Genomic DNA, 18,898 nt, shown 5'->3' with positions numbered 1-18,898 from the left:
TGTGAAAAACCATGTCTAACTAAAAAAAATAAATATATTTGCCATCCAAATAAATTTATACAATCCAGTTATGAAAGAACTTATCGAAAAAATCAATGCTGAATTTGAAGCATTTACTGCTGAAGCGAATCAGCAATCTGAAAAAGGAAACAAAGCAGCAGGAACAAGAGCCAGAAAATCAGCTTTAGAACTAAGCAAACTTTTTAAGGATTTCAGAAAAGTTTCTGTTGAGGAATCAAAAAAATAAGATTCTCTTACAACAAAATATCCATCGTACTGTGATGGATATTTTGTTTATATTTCTTAATTAAGCCTGCATGCGTAAAATATTCACTATCCTTTTCTTGCTTCCGGTAGAACCTTGCCACGTAAATGCAGTGTAAATTTTTAAATTTATTTCTTCTGATCAATAAGTTCAAAAGCTTTCAGCAGAAGCAGATCCTGACTATTTCTGATGCTTTCAACGGTGGGACGTACGACAATGTCTGGTTGAATACCGATCCGCTGGGTTTCAGCACCATCTGGATAGTAAATACCCAGTCCTGAAAAAATAAGTTCATTTCCGTCGGTCATTTTAATGGACGTCTTATTCCCGTCCGCCCCTGCGGTCTGACTTCCAACAAAAATGACGTTGGGAACCTTTTTAAATATCATTGCCCAAAGTTCAGCTGCGCTCTGTGTATACTCGTTGATTAAAACAACAACCTGACCTTTGTAGGCGTTGGGATTATTCCTGCCCGCAAATTTGTAGGATTTGTCAATGATATTATCGACGAAGCAGAATTTTCCAGGCTGGCTGAAATCTGCCTGAGTCATAATCCCGAAATGTTCCGGTTTAGTCAGCAGATAATCAAAGATCTTTATTATTGAGCCGTCATTATTATAGCCGCGGAGATCGAAAACCATTCCTTTGGTATTTTGATACTTTTCCATCAGTAAAGGAATCTCTGTTGCTTTTAAAGACGCAAACTCAAAATACACTTTGTCATCAAGCGGAAAGCTCGGATTTAGGCGGCTTTCTTTCTCATTATAAGTGAGGTAGGTGTAGGTTTTGTTTTTGTAGAACAGCTGATAATTGGGTATGCCGTCTTTGTCCCATTCATTTTGAAAGATGCGTCCAGTTCTTTCCATGACCGTTTTGAAAGCCTTTCCGTTCTTTTTTACACCTTCTACTGTTGCTGTCAGAACATTGCTGCTGAACAGATAGCTGTAAGCCTCACGTAATTTTACTGCATTATTGGAGTATGCAAAATATTTGGAATTGATATCAAGCGATTTCAGAACAGATTTTCCATTGATCTTTGTAATGACATCTCCAACTTCAAGGTTTGCTTTCTTCATCTTAGCTTCATCTTTAATCCCGGTGATGACAACTTTGCCGTCAGCGATCTGAAAAATAAAAGGAGCAGATAATTTTCCGACAACATCGTACTGTAAGGTTTTCTTTATTTCAACATGGCTATCCTGAATTTCAGCGGCAAGCTGCATTACAGCGTATTTGTAGTCTGTTTCTGTTTTTATTTTTTTGAAAACAGGGATATACTTTTGCAGAACCTGATCCCATTTTTCATCTAGAAGATATTTGTAGGGATAAAAATATTCGATCGCATTCCAGATTCTGAAGAGTTCCAGCATTTTGATGTCTGTCGAAAATTGGGTGTACGTTTTTTCATTGGTACTGCTGAAACGAATACTGTTTTCAACGGGATTAGAGTAGAATGATCCTACATTTTTTGGTTGAGCTGTCATTTCCAGCAGACGTTTCCTGTTTGCAGGACTTATTTTATTTAATTTTTTTATCCACGAATCATCAAAATTACGAAGGGTAATGCTGTCACAGTCCGATTTTCTCTCAACTATCCGGTCAGATGAACTTTGGTCTGCCTGCTTCAGCCAATTGGTGATTATTTCATCTGGAGTTGATTCTTTCTGATTGCTGAATGACTGCAAAAGAACATTGTCCCAATCTGTTTTTCCCTGAGAAGTTGCAGGATGATAATATTTAATCAGCCCCCAAATTTTAGCTAAGTCATATAACTCACGGTCAGAGAATCTGGTGCTTTGAGCGGATAGGGAAGATGTTAAAAGGATAGAGAGAAAAATGAGGAATTTCATGCGCTTAAATTAATTTTTTAATGTCATGAATACAATCTCCACAGAAACTAAATTTGGTAAAACATTCTGAAGGGATACATACACATTACAATGACAGTTACAAACGCACTAAAGTTACAGGAATTTAGTTTTTACCAAATAAAAATTTCTATCATTTATTATAGGTTCGTATAATGGAAAGTGATGAAACCGGAAAAATCAGTTCATAATTACAGATCTGAAAGTGTTCATCCGCTAATAAACCAACAATTTTGCAAAAAATATCTCAACTGGATCTTTCATAACATTTGTTTTCATTTTTTATTCTATAAAAAGAAGATCATATTTCAATTATCATCATTCCTTGTGAGGCTCTCCGATTTTCTATAGCAAATATATTCCGTTGTCCCTGCGGAAAAAAATCTTTTTGGGTATCCACAATCCGGGATTGCGGAGCCTCCGCAAAAATATTTCAGGCTCTATCAATTTTCTTTCTTATTGTTTTCATGGAATTGATTGCAGTTTTCCTTGTGCCTGCCTGAATGGTAATCTGCATAGAAAAGTCAGAAACCTCACAAAACGCAAATGCGGTTTATTGAAATTTAAGGAGTCCTCACAACTAATCTTTTACACTATAAGGAGAATTTATCTTTACAGCCTAATCACAGAGAAGATGGTGAAATACGATTTCTTTCCGGCTTCTTCAATTATGTAAATTTCAATATCCCTCATAATTGTCATTTCCCAGCATTCCACTTTCTCATTTTCTGCACGTAAGGATTGAAAGAAGATTACTTAAAATGCTTTTAGTTTTTGTCTCCTTCAAAACAGACAATAACAGAATTATTATCAGGACTAGTCTCATCTATGTTTTGTATTTAAGATCATTTTCTGCTCGGGCAAGCTGGTTTATGTCCCTGCATATATGGCTATATTTGATCATCCTGACATCCTAGTGCATTGTTTTGGTTTCAATCCATGACTTTCCTCAATTTAAAAGATCTACTACTTACGTTTAGACTATAATTATTGAGTTTTATTCAGTTGCTGTAAAAAGTACTTTGGTGAAACTTCATATTTAAGCAGAAAATTTTTAGAAAAACTTTGTGCAGTGCTAAAGCCTGATTTTGTAGCTATCTCCTGAATTGACAGCACCCTTGAATCGGCTCTGGACTTCCATAAATGCATTGTGTAATTAAGGCGAAGGTTGACCATGTAAGTTTTATAATTACATTTCTTATGACTATTGATTATCTTTGAAAGATATGCAGTATTTGTTCCACAGTATACTGCCAGGGATTTCAAGGTAACACTTGAGTCAAGAAACTTTCTGCTTTTTTCAAAAAAGGAAAGTTTATCCAGAACTTGGTTTTCCAGTGTTTGGTTTATGAGCAATGTATTGCCTGACGGCGAGACTTCCTCCTCCTCAAGTTCCTCTTCGCAGATTTCATCTGATTCTTCTTTATCATCAATAAACTTTTCATCATAATTGTCTGAAGAGAATTCGTAATCTACAGATTCTTCCTCAACTGATGACCCAACAGAGTTTTGAAGAATATAAGTCTCATAAAGTTTCTTATATTGTTTTTTTCGTCTGTAACTTCTTAAAATGCTGTAGAATAATCCTAAAAGTAGTAGAGTAGACAAGACGATAAGAGAAAGATTAAAATATCTCTGCTCTTTTAAGGAGGTGGATAATTTTTGCTTTTCTCTGTTTAACTTATCAATCTCATACTTCGTTTTTAGATGAGGAAAAATCTGCTCGTATTCTTTCTCATACACTTTATGAAGCATGAGCAGTTTATCTATGTACTCAAACTGTTTAATTTTATCCTCTTTCTTTAGATAGTATTCATACAGTTTTTCAAATGCAGACCTGAATTTCGGGTCAATTTTGCCGTTTTTGTCAAGTTCTTCATCAAGGACAGCAAATGATTCAACAGCCTTATCCTGCTCTCCATTTTCCCAATAGCTCATTCCCAGAAAAAAATAATCGTTTGAGTGATTCCATTGGTCATTGTAGGTACTAAGGCTTTTATTTAAAAGCTTGATTGCCTGTTGATAATTTTTCTGATAGTATGCCTGCATTCCCTCTGAACTGATTAGGTAGGGCAAAAGAGTTTCAAGGTCTGCATTTTGTTTATCCTTGATAAAATTCTTACCCTCATTAATCAAATTGGCGTTATCTCCAAATTTTCCTGTTCTGGAATTGGTATCAATGAGAGATATTAAGGAATACATGTAGTATAATCTGTAATCCGTTCCATCTACTTTGTCATGATGCAATCTGAAAAAAGCTATGGTTTTCTGTAATGAGGTTCGGGCTTCCTCATGTAATCCTAAATAATTTTTTGTATCGGCAATATTATACTCCAAATTGTTGATTACATAGCCATTTTTTCCTTTTTTTAAGAGGTCATATGCCTTCAGATACGAATCTAATGAGCCAACGAAATCCTTGTGGGTAGATAAAATCATCCCTTTTGCAATATAGGCATCTGCAATTTTTGCATCTGTGCCAATTACTTTTCCAATCATCAAAATGCTGTCACCGTATTTTAATTGGTCTTGCCCCGTTGTATATTGTGATGCTAATGCGTAGGAATCATACAAAAGATTTTTGTCATTTATCTTTTTCACATCGAATATCAACTCCAAAATCAGCTTTTTCCGTTCTGCACTTTTTAAATTAGGCTCTGTAATTTTCGACTTGATCAGATTAAAATCGAAATTATTGAAATCAGTTTTTCTCTGGGAATGGAAGAATGTGAGCGACAGCAAAAAAATGATAGTGGTAGTGTAGAGTTTAATCATGTTCAGTGATTGAAGAGGTGTTTGAATTCCGCTCTAAAAGTAGTGAAAAATCAATTAAATCACTTTGAATACACAAATCTTTTTTTTTGTTTTTACCATTCTTTTTTTTGTTTTTACCATTCTTTTTTTTGTTTAGAAAACTATATTTAAGTTTTTACTTCCCATACCTCGCCCGAAATTTTTCACTGTGGAAATAGGACATTACTTTTAGGTCAAATTTTATTTATGAGACTTATAAATTACGCTCTATTTCTAACTTCTTTTGCAATCTTATCTTCATGTCGTGAGGATATCCTCAGTTTCCAATAATGCAAGTGCCGCTTGCACAATCTGAAACACAATTTGTGCAAGTGTAACTTGCACAAATTACCTGGTATCATCACATCAGTCTTCTTACAAAGATAAAGGATCCTACAGAACGAGCATTTTACATTACAGAAGCAGCCAAGAATGAGTGGAGTAGAGACGTAATGCTTTTACAGATTCAAAGCAATTTATATACAAGAAGCGGAAAGGCTTTGAATAATTTTAAACAGACATTCCCCGAATATCAATCAGATTTAGCGCAGAGTATTTACAAAGATCCATATCATTTTGATTTTTTGATGCTCTCAACGAAAGTAAAAGAGCTGGAAATAGAAAAGCTTTTGACACATAAAATAACGGACTTTCTTTTAGAGTTGGGAAAGGGATTTGCCTTTGTAGGACGTCAATATGCCATCGAAGTCGATAAAACCGACTATAAAACCGATTCGCTTTTCTATCAAACTGTTTTACATGCCTATGTTGTGATCGAAATAAAGGCAGGAGAATTCATGCCTGAATATGTTTCTAAACTAAATTTTTATATCAGTGCAGTTGACGATAAAATTAAGACTCCATTTGATGAGCCAACCATTGGGTTATTACTTTGTAACCATTGGGTTATTACTTTGTGCCTCAAAAAGTAATGTTAAAGTAGAATATGCAATGCGAGGACTGGATAAACCTTTAGAAGTTGCTACCTATCAATTGGAGCAGCTTGTAAAAGACAATATCGATAAATTAAACGAAGATTACAGCACAGACCAGTAAAATATATGAACCATAAGCCATCAAAGACCAATCTCAGAGTAATATAAGAGTCTCAAAGGATTAAATAGGAATAACTAATTTCTTACAACTAATTGCTGAATGCTTCGAGTATTTATTCAGAAGTAGCAATAAAATTAATTAGATATTCTCAAAAAACGATAGTAATTTACTAAAAAACTGAGCAAATCAATAAATTATACCTTTTATTTGGTTTCATTGTTGCTAAGTATGGATATGAGAAAGATTTTTTTGGTAGAAGATGATCCGTCCATTCGAGAAATACTTGAGATTGTACTAACGTCGGAAAATTATGAAGTACAGTCCTTTTCCACTGCTCATGCTTTTAGACAAAGAAATTTAAAAGTAAATCCTGATCTTTATCTTTTTGATGTAATGCTTCCTGACGGATCTGGAATTGATCTATGCAGTGAACTAAAAGAGGATATCAATAATAAAGATGTTCCTGTGATCATTATGAGTGCCCATGCTCAACTCAAGCAATTTAGTGAAATCTGTCAGCCGGACAATTTTATTTCCAAACCTTTCGATATTGATAATCTGCTAGCGAGAATTAAAGAGAATTTGGTTTAGTATTAAATGATTTTTAAATAAAATGATTGGTTCCATTAATTTGAAATCAAAAAGTTTATTTATTTCCCAATTAAAAAATCAATAGATTTGCAAAAATCAGAATTTAATGGATATCCTCAAAAGGAATAACGTCACAGTAAATGGAGAAGGTGAAAACGTTATTTTCTTTGCTCATGGTTTTGGCTGTGATCAAAATATGTGGCGTTATGTTTCACCTGCATTTGAGGAGAATCATACAACTGTCCTATTCGACCACGTAGGTGCAGGAAATTCAGATCTTTCATCATATTCATTTGAAAAATATAGCCAGCTTGAGGGCTATGCTGAAGATATTGTTGAAATTGCAAAAGAATTAAAAATTTCCAACGCAGTTTTTGTTGGACATTCTGTAAGTTCAATAATGGGAATTATTGCTGCAAAAATGGCTCCTGAACTGTTCAAAAAATTAGTTTTGGTATCACCTTCACCGTCATATATCAATGAAGATGATTATGTAGGTGGTTTCAGCAGGTCAGAAATTGATGAGCTCCTTGATTCCTTAAACGACAACCATCTAGGATGGTCAGCAACAATGGCTCCTGTAATTATGGGAAATCCTGACAGACCGGAATTCGGAAAAGAATTAACAAACAGCTTTTGTAAAACTGATCCTGAAATCGCTAAACATTTTGCACGCACTACTTTTTTAACAGATAAGCGGGATATTTTGGGTGATCTGAAAGTTCCTGTTCTGATCCTTCAATGTAGTAATGATGTCATTGCCCCGGTAGAAGTTGGTCATTATATGCACAGGCAGATGGAAGGAAGTCAATTGGTCATTATGAATGCAACTGGGCATTGCCCTAATCTCAGTGCTCCCCAAGAGACAATTGAAGCAATAAGAGTTTTTTTAAATGACTGGTAGCCAATCAAATAAACTGTCAGAGGACTTTGACGACTTTTTCGAATCTTCATTATGCGGATTTGTAATTGCTGATGCAAATGGGAAAATCACCAGAATCAATACTTGTGCAGCCCGTTGGCTTGGCACCAGTCCCGATCACCTTACTGGAAAACGTATATCTGATTTGCTTTCGGTAGGCGGCAAAATATATTTTGAAACCCATTTGTGGCCGTTGCTTCGAATACAGGGACACTTTGACGAAGTATCAGTTGAATTGACAGATACAGGGAAAGGTAAAATTCCTGTTTATATCAATGGATATGAAAGAAGAGATGAAAACAATCATCCTCTTTTTTTACGCTTCACCTTATTTCAGGCAGCAGACCGGCGTTTGTATGAAGAGAACCTACAGATGTCCAAAAAATTAGCCGAAACAAACTTAAATATTGAACAGCAGCAGGCAGTTATTCGTGAGCAATTTATAGCAGTACTTGGGCATGACCTACGAAATCCGCTCGGAGGTATAATGAGCGCTACTCAATTGCTGACAAGATCTGAATTAAGTGATCGCGACAGAAAATTAATGAATATAGTACATTCCAGCTCAAAAAGGATGTATGAGATGATTAACAATATAATGGATTTGGCTCGTGGCCGGCTGGGAGGCGGAATTTCCATAATACCCGTTACTGTTGATTTGGAACAGCTTCTCAATGAAGTCAGCAATGAATTAAAAGTTTCCTGGCCGGGAAGGACTATCGAATCTCATTTTAAAATTAATCGTTTGATAGAATGTGATCCTGGGCGTGTTTCTCAACTGGTTTCTAATCTTCTTGCCAATGCGATTACGCACGGATTATCTGATACTTCTATCACTCTTGGCGCCGAAGCCACCGATGAATTTTGGGAAATTTCTGTTACTAACAGCGGTCAGAAAATACCGGAAGAATCAATAAAAAATCTTTTTAATCCTTTTCACCGCGAAGGGACGGATTCGAATCAAAATGGTCTTGGACTGGGATTGTACATTTCACATGAAATAGCAAAAGCGCATCACGGGCTACTATCCGTTATATCAGACGAAAATAAAACATGTTTTACATTTCGGGTTTCAATAGAATAATCTTACACTCAATGTACGTTCATAAATAAATAATGAACCACATTTTTGTATATTAAACAATGATTCTTTTACAATATGATTCATGCGGCAAACGGTTCATTAGATATTTAAATAAAAAACTCAAAAGACGATGAGTTAAGAATAGCGCTGCCAACAGTAAAATCACTACATACAGCACAGATAATTTATGAAAGCACAAGCTGAAAAAATGTCTATAATGCCAAAAATAAAACATTTGAAAATAACTGTATGCCTCCTAAAATTCCCGTAGACAACATCGTCCACGGTTACTAAAAAAGTCCAGATGTCACGTTGTAATATTGGCTCCTGTTTCAAAACATTTAAGGATTATCACAGCGATTATTAGCATGGTAAAGCCCCCAGTGATAAATTTTATATGCGAGAAAAATAAAGTGTTGAGTCTGATTACAGTAACAAAAAAAAGACTTGTCTAAACATCCCAAATTTGATGATTTGCTATATAATTAAAACTCGTCTTCCAGCTTATCATAAAGTCTCTGAAATTGTTTGAAATTTTTTAAATACACTGCATGATTTTCCTTACTCGGCTCATAAAATTGCTCAATGTTGTCTGTCCTATCTGCCGCTATGGATTCTTTCACAGCCTGCTTCAGTGTGATTCCTAAGGCTTCCATACCTACTAGTGCAGCTCCCCATGCGGAGCTTTCCACTGAATCTTTAATGAAAACGGGCTTGTTAAAAATGTCTGCTAACATTTTAATCAGATTCTGCGACCGCGCTAAACCGCCACTTACATAGATTTTTTGAATTGGACCGGTATTTTCCTCCAACGCAATTCCAACGCTGTAGATGGCGAACAGCATGCCCTCCATCATTGCCCGCGCAAAGTGTGCAGAGGTGTGTTGCAACTGTATTCCAAAATAAACTCCTTTTGCATTGGAATTCCAATGCGGAGCACGCTCACCAGTTATGTAAGGCAAAAAAATCAAGCCTTCTGATCCTGGACCCACCGAATCTATCATTTCGTTAAAAAAATGGTTAAAGTCCTCATCCGTAATTTTTTTGGTTGATTCGTTTAAGAAAGTACTTCGGAACCAATTTCGCAAAATACCACCATTATTAACAGCTCCTCCAATTATATATTCATTCGGTCTTAGGAGATAGCTGAATAACCGTTGCTTTTGTTCCGGGTTTGGATGCGAAGAGGCAACCCGTATAGCTCCGCTGGTGCCAAAAGTTACAGAAGCCACTCCCGGTTCTACAGCTCCAACTCCCAGATTAGCCAGACAGCCGTCACTACCACCAATAACAAATGAAGTACCTTCTGGTATGCGCATCGAGACTGCTGTGTTTTGGTCCTGCAATGTAAAAACATGATCAATCGGGACAGGTGCAGACAGTTGTTCGGCAGAGATTCCTGCCAAATTCAGTGCTAAATCAGACCACACTAACTTATGTATGTCAAATAATCCCGTAGCCGATGCAATGGAATGATCAACTACATAGGTACCAAAGAGTCTGTAAAAAAGGAATTCCTTAATACCAATAAATTTATGAGATTGAACAAACACTTTTTCATCACAGGATTTCATCCATATTAGTTTGCAAAGCAAAGTCATGGGATGAATGGGGGTTCCGGTCTGTTGATATAATAGTCTTCCTTCTTCATTTGCCTTCAGTTCGTTAGCTATATCTTCACTTCTTCGGTCAGCCCAAATGATGCAGTTCGTGAGAGGCATTCCTGATTTGTCAACAGCTATCAGTCCGTGCATCGCACTGCTAACAGAAATGCACATAGGCTGTAGCATCTTGTCAAGGCTTTGTAACTCGGTCATTAGACGCGCAATCGACGTAATACACACATTATAAATAACCTCAGGATCCTGTTCGTAATGTCCTTCTAAAGGTTTTAGTATAGGGTAAGATATACTTTGTATTGCCAAGACTTTGCCTTTCAGGTCAAATGCAACGGCTTTTGTAGACGACGTGCCAATATCTAATCCTATTATCATAATTTTCAGTCAATAATTTAAAGTGATATATTTACCATCTAAATTACATTAGATTTTGACAAAATGCAAAGAATTAATAGGTATTGATGGCTGTAAGTATGGATGGGTAGCTGTTTCATTGAATTGTAGTTCTGTAAACCTCTTTAAAAGTCTGGCAGATCTGATACATTTTAATCCTGAAAACAGTATGTTCATGATTGATATGCCTGTTGGTCTTGCCAATGTTGATTTGACAGAAAGAAATTGCGAAATGCTGACCCGAAAAATTTTATCAAAAAAAAGAAAACCGAGTCTGTTTTCAGTTCCGTGTCGGGAGGCAATATATGCTTCATCATATGAAGAAGCTAATCAGATAAATAAAGAAATAGTTAAGAAAGGTATCTCAAAACAATCCTGGGGTATAGTTCCAAAGATCAGAGAAGTCGATCAACTTTTACAAAGTAATAGAAGCCTTGTAGATAAAATCAAAGAATCACATCCTGAGGTGGCGTTTCATTTTTTGAACAATCAGCAATCTATGGAATATAATAAAAAGACAGATGAGGGTCAGCAGGAAAGATTGCAGGTGTTAAGCAATTACTCCGATAAAGCAGAAATGATCTATAATAATTCTATGTGTAATTTTAGACGAAAGCATGTTTCTGCTGATGATATTCTAGATTCTATCTGCCTGGCAGTAACACTTGAGGAGATGGTTAATTCTGATAAATCTTTTGAGACCGGTAATTTAGATATTCTCGGAATACCTATGAAAATTCATTATTTTTCAAAGTAAAATTTACTCATCTGGTATGATCTTTATTTCACGGTGAATATTACCATTTATTTTGGAGAGGAATTTCATTGCCGAGAAACCTGCGCAAGTTTGGGTTTCTGACATCACTTATATTCAGACCAAAGAAGGGTTTTTATACTTGACAAYTATGATTGATTTAYACGACCGAAAAATAATAGGATGGAGTTTGAGTAATGGAATGAGCACCGAAGAGACAAGTCTTGCAGCCTGGAAAATGGCTGTCAAAAACCGGAAAATAATTGACGGATTAATTTTTCACAGCGACAGAGGCATTCAATATGCAAGTAAGAAATTTGTGAATACTATTNTGGAAAATGGCTGTCAAAAACCGGAAAATAATTGACGGATTAATTTTTCACAGCGACAGAGGCATTCAATATGCAAGTAAGAAATTTGTGAATACTATTGAATTTTATGGCGTTACAAGAAGTATGAGCCGCAGAGGAAATTGTTGGGATAACGCAGTGGCAGAGAGTTTTTTCAAATCATTAAAAACGGAACTCATTTATGGGAATAAACTTATCTCCAAAGAAAAAATGGAGCTGGAAGTTTTCGAATACATCGAAGTCTGGTACAACAAAAAAAGACGCCACAGCACCTTGAATTACAAAACAATAGAAGAGTTTAACAATCAAAATAAAATTTATCAAAATGTTGCTTAACTTATACTGGAATTTTTATTTGCATATCCANAGCACCTTGAATTACAAAACAATAGAAGAGTTTAACAATCAAAATAAAATTTATCAAAATGTTGCTTAACTTATACTGGAATTTTTATTTGCATATCCACATTAGACAAAAGAGCTATAATTGGTTTGATATATCCTGAAAAGTTAACCTTCAACGGAGAATTTTTTCAAACCACTAAAATCAATAGTTTTGCGGAGACTATCTTCTTGATTAAGAAGGAAATAGGAAAACAAAAAAACCGACAAAGAAGTGAAAAATCTTCAAATGTCGGTCTTGTGACCTCGACAGGATTCAAACCTGTAACCTCCTGAGCCGTAATCAGGTGCGCTATTCAGTTGCGCCACGAGGCCGTTGTTTAAAGGTTTGCAAATATACAATTTTTTTGTTTTCTTTGAAATATGAAATCAAAAATTTTAATGTTATTCGCGTTTTTACTGCTAATATCCTGTAAAAGAGAACAGAAAATTACTTCTCAGAATTGGCAGATTCTCTCTGAAAGAACCAGATATAATGAGGATGCCTCAGGTTTTCATCTGAAAACAGGAAAATTTGAATATAATTTCAGCGAACAAGATCTACCTTTTAAAAAAATAATCGTTCTGAATGCAAGTATGATTGGCTTTATTTCTGAACTGAATGCCGAAAATCAAATCATTGCAGTTTCCAGTCCGGAATATATATTTTCGCAGAAAATTCAGGATATGGTGAAGTCCGGAAAAATTCAGAATGTGGGCAGTGACCAGAAATATGATGTTGAAAAAATTATTTCTTTAAAACCAGATGCAGTTTTTACCAACCACATCCCTAATTTTGAAAATACCTATGAACTCCTGAAAAGCAATGGAATCAAAGTGATATTTCTGGACGAATATTTAGAACAGAAACCTTTAGAAAAAACTTCATATCTCAAAGTTTTCGGCAAACTTTTAGGAAAAGACCAGCTGGCAGAAAAAAGATACAAAGAAATTGAGGGCGACTACAGTAAATACAGTAAACAGGCCGCCGCTGCGGCTACAAAACCAAATGTTTTAGCCAACGAGATGTACGGGAATATCTGGTATATGCCGGGCGGAAAAACTTCCGTAGCTCAGTATATTGCCGATGCTGGCGGAAATTACATTCTACATCAGAATACAGAAGATAAAGCAGTAGCGATGAGTTTTGAAGAGGTCTATTCCAAATCAGATTCCATCAGTTTCTGGATGAATGCCGGTAATCATTTAAGTAAAAAAGAGTTGGCACAGACGAACCCACTTTATGCAAAGCTCAAGGTTTTCAGCATGGGAAAGATTTATGCTTACAGTAATAAACAGACATCTACTGCCAATGATTTTTTTGAAAGCGGAGTAGTGCGGTCTGACTTGGTTCTGAAAGATTATATTAAAGTATTTCATCCGGAATTATTTCCGGGATATCAGCTCACCTATTTCAAAGAATTGCAGTAACCTCGCAGTATTTGCTTACTTTTGCATCAAGTTTTTGAGCTTATGTGGAAAAAAATCAAACAATTTATTTTTATCATACTTCTTCTGAATGTATTTTTCATCATTTGGGGAAGATTTTTTAATCCACCGATTACCCTTACGCAGATTGGCGGTCTAATACAGTACGGAAAACTGAACAGAGACTATATTTCTTATGAAGATATGGGATCCAATGTGAAAAAAGCCGTTATTGCATCCGAAGATCAGAAATTTTTCACACACAATGGTTTTGATTATACAGCTATTGAAAAGGCCTATAAAAACAATGAACAGGGAAAAAAAGTGCGTGGAGGAAGTACCATTTCTCAGCAGACAGCAAAAAATATTTTCCTTTGGCAGGGCAGAAGCTGGATAAGAAAGGGTTTTGAAGCTGCTTATACGTTTGTTATTGAGAAAGTTTGGTCTAAGGATATCATTTTGGAAAGGTATCTGAATTCCATTGAAATGGGGCGCGGTGTATTTGGAATTGAAGCTGCAAGTAAATATTATTTCGGTAAATCCTCTAAAGATCTTAATCAGTCTGAAGCCGCGTGGATAGCCGCAGTCTTACCAAATCCCAAAAAATACGATCCCAAAAATCCATCTGTCTATCTCAACAAAAAACACCGGTGGATTATGAGGCAGATGAACCACGTAAGTTTAAAATAATTTACTCTTTCTGATAAAAAAACAGTCTTTTGAACAGTAAAAATTTTAAAACCGTTCTTTCCAAGTACTTTTCTTTTGAAAACGAAACGCATTCGCTGGAACCTCTGGCCGAGTTTCTGGAAGGTGTCCGTAAGTCTGATTTTAAAGATGTTTTAGATTACCTGAAATCTCACGAAGACCAAAAGCTTCATTTTTCCAGATATCTGCACCATATTTTTGCGCAAAGACCTTTCAATTTATCACTCACAGAAGCCAATATTCTCTCTGAAAACTCTTTTTTCTCAGAACTCAGGAAGCGGGCTTTAAATAAAATTCTGCCTTCTGTAGAGCATGAGCAGACAGTTTGGTATCTGATCGACAATATCAGCATCAGGCCGGCAAAAGATCTTCAGTACTTTCATAATATTCCGGAAAATGAACTGAATGAGTTTCTTCAGATTCTTAATATTTCAGATTTTATCAATAGCGAGAAGGTTAAGAGCGAGCTTATTTTTTCTATGAATATCCTGTCATGGCGCGTTACAGGGATGGCACTGGAGGTTGACGTCGTGAGAATGGCTCCCGAATACAGAAATTTTGATAATCCTTTTTTGGCACTTCAAAATGAACTGGAAGCCCTCGCAGAGGAGTTTAAGGTCAATCCCAAACTACAGCTTTCATCGAAGGACAGCAGATACAAGCAGATTAAAATCTATATCGAACAGTGTCTTGATTTCGTTAATATTTCGTTTAAAAACTCTTCCAAATACGGAATTTCAGGCAAAATCAACCAGTCACTGCTGAAAATCAGACAGCAGACCACCAGAATTTATGATATTGTAAACCTGTTGGTTATTGATTCTGAAAAAGATTATCTTTTGAAATCCAAGCAGTTGATTTTCAATATAGTATCATATAAATCTCATAAAAATAATATTGCTGAACTTTTTAATGACAGCACAAGATTACTTTCGCATCTAATTACCAATCATACCGCTGAAACAGGCACTCATTACATCACTGCAAACCGGAAACAGTATATGAGTATGTTTTACAAAGCCAGTGGTGGTGGGATCATAGTAGGTGCGCTCTGTGTTTTGAAAATGTTATACGGTTTTATGCCGGGCAGCGATTTTTTTCATGCTTTTTTATACTCAGTAAACTACGCAATGGGATTTGTGATGATTTATCTGATGAGCTTCACGCTGGCAACCAAACAGCCCGCAATGACAGCCGCTACGATGACGAAGGTGCTTTCTGAGCAGGGAAATTCTAAGCAGAATTATACAGAATTTGCAGATTTGGTTTCAAAACTTTTCAGAAGTCAGTTTATCGCATTTGTGGGAAATGTTCTGCTTTCCTTTCCTATTGCAATGGCAATCATTTATGGTCTCGATGTTTTTTTCTCGCAAAATCTTGCTGTTGAAAGATCAGATAAGCTGTTGAAAGATTTAGATCCATTTCAGTCGAAAGCGATTCTGCATGCCTGTATTGCAGGTTTTTACCTTTTTATCTCCGGGATTATTGCGGGGAATATTGCCAATAATTCAGTTTTCTATCAGATACCAGACAGGATTGCAAAAAATATCTCTATCAAAAGATGGTTCGGGGCAGGATTTGCCAAAAGCCTCTCAAAATATTATGCTAAAAACTGGGCAGGAATAGTATCCAATTTCTGGTTTGGTGTTTTTTTGGGAGCTACGGCACCAATCGGTCTGTTCTTCGGGCTTGATCTGGATATCCGCCACATCACATTTGCTGCAGGGAATTTTGCACTTGGGCTTTATGGTAAAGATTTTTCAATAGACACCTACACATTCTGTATTTCACTGGTTACTGTGGCACTTATAGGGTTCTTTAATTTTGCTGTAAGTTTCAGTCTTTCGATGTTCTTGGCGTTCCGTTCCCGAAAATTGAATCTGGGTGAGGTAAGAGATATTTACGGAGAAATCTGGAGATATTTTCTAAGACGCCCTCTGAGCTTTTTTATACCGATGAGGTCTGCTTACGACAGAAAATCAAGTGATATGATGAAAAGCAGTGTAATTACAAAATCTGAAGATCATTAAATTTTTCTTCCCCGAATTTCTCCTGAAATTTCTTTAGAAAAAAGCTTTTTCGCATCTGAAAATCGTGCTTCAGAATCGGAGAATTTACTTTGATGATAATAATTTTGTCTTCAAGATTTACTGATTTAATTTCATTAAATAAAGCTTCATCAAGATAATCTTCCAGAAAATATTTAATCTCAAAAGCGACCAGTTTATCTTCAAAACCATGAATTCTGGCAAAAGATTTCACCAGTTCTGAGGATTGAAATTCACGTTTTTTATTTCTTTTCATCCGTTTTTACAATTGAATTTCGTGAATAAATAAATCTTTAGTTTTTTCGTTCCAATAAAATTCAGAATCTTTTTTTTGATAAAAAGTAGAATTTTTATTAGGTTTAAACCATTCTGGTAAATTTATAGCCCGGTTATAATTTGGTTTTAACTTTAAAATAATATCTTCTGAAAAATTTGATTTAGCAGAATCCAATTCATTCACTTTTTTAAATTCATTCCACCATTTCACAGTTGGTTTCAAATGAATGTAAACTTCGTACTCCTTAGTAAAATGTCCAGATTCCCAATATTTACCGTTTATTGTCAGTACATCTTTCGGGAGTTCAGCATTTGTCCAAAGGTAATAAATCTCATCTTTATCATCAGTTTCAATTCCGCAACTTATCACGCATATTGCTGAAATAAAAATTGATAATATGTTTTTAAAATTTCTCATTAAATCTCAAAAATAACACTTTCCTCATTAATTCTTTTCACTACATTTTCCGTACGTTCACGGTGCGTATCTGTAATGAAAATCTGCCCGAAGTTTTCCTGATTAACTAGCTCAATTAATTGCGAAACACGGTTGTCATCCAGTTTATCAAAAATATCATCGAGTAAAAGTATTGGTGTCTTTCCTGTCAATTCCTTAATCAAACTCATCTGAGCCAGTTTTAACGAAATCAGAAACGATTTTTGCTGTCCCTGTGAGCCGATTTTTTTAATCAAAACTGAATTCATCTCAAACAGCAAGTCATCTTTGTGAATGCCTTTGGACGTGTAAGTCAGCATTCTGTCGCGGTCTAAGCTTTCCTTTAATAAATTTTCAAATGACGCGTCAAGCAGATGCGATTCGTATTTTACGGAAACAGTTTCTTTACCGCCGGAAATAATTTTATAAAAGTTTTGAACAATGGGATAGAGTTGTTCAACAAATTCTTTTCTTTTTTCAAAAATTTTTGTTCCGGATTTTACGATAGGATCATCATAAATCTCCAAAGAGTCTTTGTCCCACGTTCTGTTTTTGGCGAAATATTTTAAGAGGGCATTTCTTTGCTGAACGGTTTTTTGGTATTGGATTAAATCAAAAAGATAGGAAGAATCGGTTTGTGAAATCATCGAATCCAGAAACTTTCTGCGGCTTTCCCCCGAGTCTGAAATTAAATTTGAGTCGTAAGGAGAAATCATCACACTTGGTAAATAACCCACGTGATCAGCCATTCTCTCGTAGCTTTTGTCGTTTTTTTTAATGACTTTTTTGGCTTCTCTGGGTTGAAGAATTTTAATAATATCCTGAGAATCTTCATTTTGAATTTCTGCTTCTATTGTAAAGAAATCTTCTGCATCAAGAATGTTGTTTAAATCGCTGTTCCCGAGGAAACTTTTGCCTACAGAAAGATAGTGGAGTGCATCCAGAATATTGGTTTTTCCAACACCGTTATTTCCTACAAAACAGTTGATTTGCGGGGAAAGAGCAAAGTGCTGCTCTGCATGATTTTTAAAATTATAGAGAGTAAGTCTGTTGATGGTCATTTTTTGAAAACTCTTAGGGAGATCTGAAGTCGCGGAGGATTTTGTGTTCCAAAATTTCAGTAAAGATAAAGCTTTTCGTACAGAATTAAAAACAAAAGCGGCAGGCCGGAGCACAATTCCACCCAGAATGAAAAGTAAGATTCACTCTTTGTATTTTCTGCGTAAAAAATAAATACAAAGGTGATAAATGTGGTGAGGAAAAAGCTTACAGAAAAGTTTTGTTTTAAATATAATGATCCCACAACAGTTGCCGTAAAAACAAGAAAATAAGCTAAATATTTTGTATTCTGCACACCGATAATTTTCGGGAAAGTCTGTACGGTATCGCTTTTCATATCCCGAATGTCAAAGGGCAGAACCAATGCAGTGATAAACAGAAAACTTATAATAAAAATGGGTAAGCTGAATTCCGGCAGCGTAAGCCAGCAGTTCATTAAACCCCAGACCAAACCTACGTAAAACACTTTCAGTAAAGGGATTTTCCTAATGTAAGTTTCTAGAAAAAAAGAATTATAAAGCAATCCAAGTACAACAATCACAAACCATTTCAGCAAGCGTATTTCATTATGATTTAAAATAATTAAAACTGCCGAAATAATTCCTGCAAGAAAGTTTAAAATCAAAATCTTTGGAAAATGCTCTGTTTTCTGATACTTTGTATACAGATAGCCGCTGAAATAAGTGATGAAAATCAGCGCAACTGTAGGCCAACGGAAGGTTTGCCGCTCCAGCATAAAAAAAACTGCAAAAAAAGTTCCCATCAATGAGACAAATATTTGACTGTGGATGACGTATTTTTTCAGTAATTTTAAAGCATTCATTCATACAAAAATAAGATCTATGAAATCGCCAGTAACAGGATTGC

18 protein-coding genes, 1 tRNA gene and 1 pseudogene are annotated in these 18,898 nt (G+C 35.5%); 12 read left to right on the top strand and 8 right to left on the bottom strand.

The features are described 5' to 3' along the window. The first annotated feature begins 70 nt into the window (after positions 1–70). On the top strand, positions 71–247 hold the full coding sequence (locus tag ASG31_RS08905; protein WP_056030828.1) for a histone H1: 177 nt from the start codon (positions 71–73) through the stop codon (positions 245–247). Positions 248–393: 146 nt separating this feature from the next. Here ASG31_RS08905 and ASG31_RS08900 read toward each other — a convergent pair whose 3' ends face one another. Then, positions 394–2,115, bottom strand: coding sequence for a S41 family peptidase (locus ASG31_RS08900; protein ID WP_056030825.1), 1,722 nt, complete (start codon positions 2,113–2,115; stop codon positions 394–396). Between the two features lie 1,005 nt (positions 2,116–3,120). Further along, the gene (locus ASG31_RS08895; protein ID WP_056030821.1) at positions 3,121–4,908 is read right to left on the bottom strand and encodes a helix-turn-helix domain-containing protein; all 1,788 of its coding nucleotides are present in this window, start codon (positions 4,906–4,908) and stop codon (positions 3,121–3,123) included. A 365-nt stretch (positions 4,909–5,273) separates the two neighbouring features. Between ASG31_RS08895 and ASG31_RS18355 the strand changes: the two genes are divergently transcribed. The 5 genes from ASG31_RS18355 to ASG31_RS08875 all read left to right on the top strand — a co-directional run bounded on the left by ASG31_RS18355 (position 5,274) and on the right by ASG31_RS08875 (position 8,579). Continuing rightward, positions 5,274–5,858, top strand: a complete 585-nt coding sequence (locus ASG31_RS18355) for a PDDEXK nuclease domain-containing protein (RefSeq protein WP_117585834.1) — start codon at positions 5,274–5,276, stop codon at positions 5,856–5,858. Positions 5,859–5,877: 19 nt separating this feature from the next. After that, positions 5,878–5,982, top strand: a complete 105-nt coding sequence (locus ASG31_RS19180) for a hypothetical protein (protein ID WP_262908068.1) — start codon at positions 5,878–5,880, stop codon at positions 5,980–5,982. A 234-nt stretch (positions 5,983–6,216) separates the two neighbouring features. Next, positions 6,217–6,573: a response regulator transcription factor gene (locus ASG31_RS08885; protein ID WP_082504532.1), complete on the top strand. Its 357-nt coding sequence runs from the start codon at positions 6,217–6,219 to the stop codon at positions 6,571–6,573. A 106-nt stretch (positions 6,574–6,679) separates the two neighbouring features. Then, positions 6,680–7,477, top strand: a complete 798-nt coding sequence (locus ASG31_RS08880; RefSeq protein ID WP_056030811.1) for an alpha/beta fold hydrolase — start codon at positions 6,680–6,682, stop codon at positions 7,475–7,477. Beyond that, positions 7,467–8,579, top strand: coding sequence for a PAS domain-containing sensor histidine kinase (locus ASG31_RS08875; RefSeq protein WP_056030808.1), 1,113 nt, complete (start codon positions 7,467–7,469; stop codon positions 8,577–8,579). Before ASG31_RS08880 ends, ASG31_RS08875 begins: the two co-directional genes overlap by 11 nt. Before the next feature lie 485 nt (positions 8,580–9,064). Here the strand turns inward: ASG31_RS08875 and ASG31_RS08870 are convergent, their stop codons facing one another. Next, a complete protein-coding gene (locus ASG31_RS08870) occupies positions 9,065–10,573 on the bottom strand; it encodes a gluconokinase (protein WP_056030805.1) in 1,509 nt (502 codons plus the stop codon). A 55-nt stretch (positions 10,574–10,628) separates the two neighbouring features. Here ASG31_RS08870 and ASG31_RS08865 point away from each other — a divergent pair, with 55 nt between their 5' ends. The 3 genes and pseudogenes from ASG31_RS08865 to ASG31_RS08855 form a co-directional block, all read left to right on the top strand. After that, positions 10,629–11,348, top strand: a complete 720-nt coding sequence (locus ASG31_RS08865; protein ID WP_157844454.1) for a DUF429 domain-containing protein — start codon at positions 10,629–10,631, stop codon at positions 11,346–11,348. Positions 11,349–11,433: 85 nt separating this feature from the next. Further along, positions 11,434–11,676 (top strand): annotated as a pseudogene (locus ASG31_RS08860) (transposase); the annotation flags it as partial. A 1-nt stretch (position 11,677) separates the two neighbouring features. Further along, positions 11,678–12,031 (top strand): IS3 family transposase (locus ASG31_RS08855; RefSeq protein WP_157844459.1); only part of this gene is annotated, 354 nt, incomplete at its 5' end. Between the two features lie 307 nt (positions 12,032–12,338). Here ASG31_RS08855 and ASG31_RS08850 read toward each other — a convergent pair. After that, a tRNA-Arg gene (locus ASG31_RS08850) sits at positions 12,339–12,412 on the bottom strand. A 48-nt stretch (positions 12,413–12,460) separates the two neighbouring features. Between ASG31_RS08850 and ASG31_RS08845 the strand changes: the two genes are divergently transcribed. Genes ASG31_RS08845 through ASG31_RS08835 form a run of 3 tightly spaced genes read left to right on the top strand, consistent with a single transcriptional unit; the run spans position 12,461 to position 16,242 of the window. Continuing rightward, positions 12,461–13,507, top strand: coding sequence for an ABC transporter substrate-binding protein (locus ASG31_RS08845; RefSeq protein WP_056030793.1), 1,047 nt, complete (start codon positions 12,461–12,463; stop codon positions 13,505–13,507). Between the two features lie 42 nt (positions 13,508–13,549). Continuing rightward, entirely contained in the window at positions 13,550–14,194 is a 645-nt protein-coding gene (gene mtgA / locus ASG31_RS08840; RefSeq protein ID WP_056030790.1) for a monofunctional biosynthetic peptidoglycan transglycosylase, read from the top strand. A 29-nt stretch (positions 14,195–14,223) separates the two neighbouring features. Further along, complete coding sequence (locus ASG31_RS08835) at positions 14,224–16,242, top strand: recombinase (protein ID WP_056030785.1); 2,019 nt, start codon at positions 14,224–14,226, stop codon at positions 16,240–16,242. On the opposite strand, the gene ASG31_RS08830 is transcribed toward ASG31_RS08835, so the two are convergent. The 4 genes from ASG31_RS08830 to ASG31_RS08815 are packed head-to-tail and all read right to left on the bottom strand — an operon-like array spanning position 16,220 to position 18,854. Continuing rightward, the gene (locus ASG31_RS08830) at positions 16,220–16,516 is read right to left on the bottom strand and encodes a DciA family protein (RefSeq protein ID WP_056030782.1); all 297 of its coding nucleotides are present in this window, start codon (positions 16,514–16,516) and stop codon (positions 16,220–16,222) included. The two genes, ASG31_RS08835 and ASG31_RS08830, sit on opposite strands and share 23 nt — an antisense overlap. Positions 16,517–16,522: 6 nt before the next feature. Beyond that, positions 16,523–16,954, bottom strand: a complete 432-nt coding sequence (locus ASG31_RS08825; RefSeq protein WP_056030780.1) for a hypothetical protein — start codon at positions 16,952–16,954, stop codon at positions 16,523–16,525. Next, positions 16,954–18,033 carry a DNA replication/repair protein RecF gene (gene recF / locus ASG31_RS08820; RefSeq protein ID WP_056030777.1) on the bottom strand — a complete coding sequence of 360 codons (1,080 nt, stop codon included), beginning with the start codon at positions 18,031–18,033 and terminating at the stop codon, positions 16,954–16,956. The genes ASG31_RS08825 and recF overlap by 1 nt, the downstream gene beginning before the upstream one ends. A gap of 56 nt (positions 18,034–18,089) precedes the next feature. After that, positions 18,090–18,854: a hypothetical protein gene (locus ASG31_RS08815; protein WP_056030774.1), complete on the bottom strand. Its 765-nt coding sequence runs from the start codon at positions 18,852–18,854 to the stop codon at positions 18,090–18,092. Positions 18,855–18,898 lie beyond the last annotated feature (44 nt).

It is taken from the genome of Chryseobacterium sp. Leaf404 (assembly GCF_001424145.1).
Lineage (GTDB): Bacteria > Bacteroidota > Bacteroidia > Flavobacteriales > Weeksellaceae > Chryseobacterium.
This window is presented reverse-complemented; position numbering and strand designations above follow the sequence as displayed.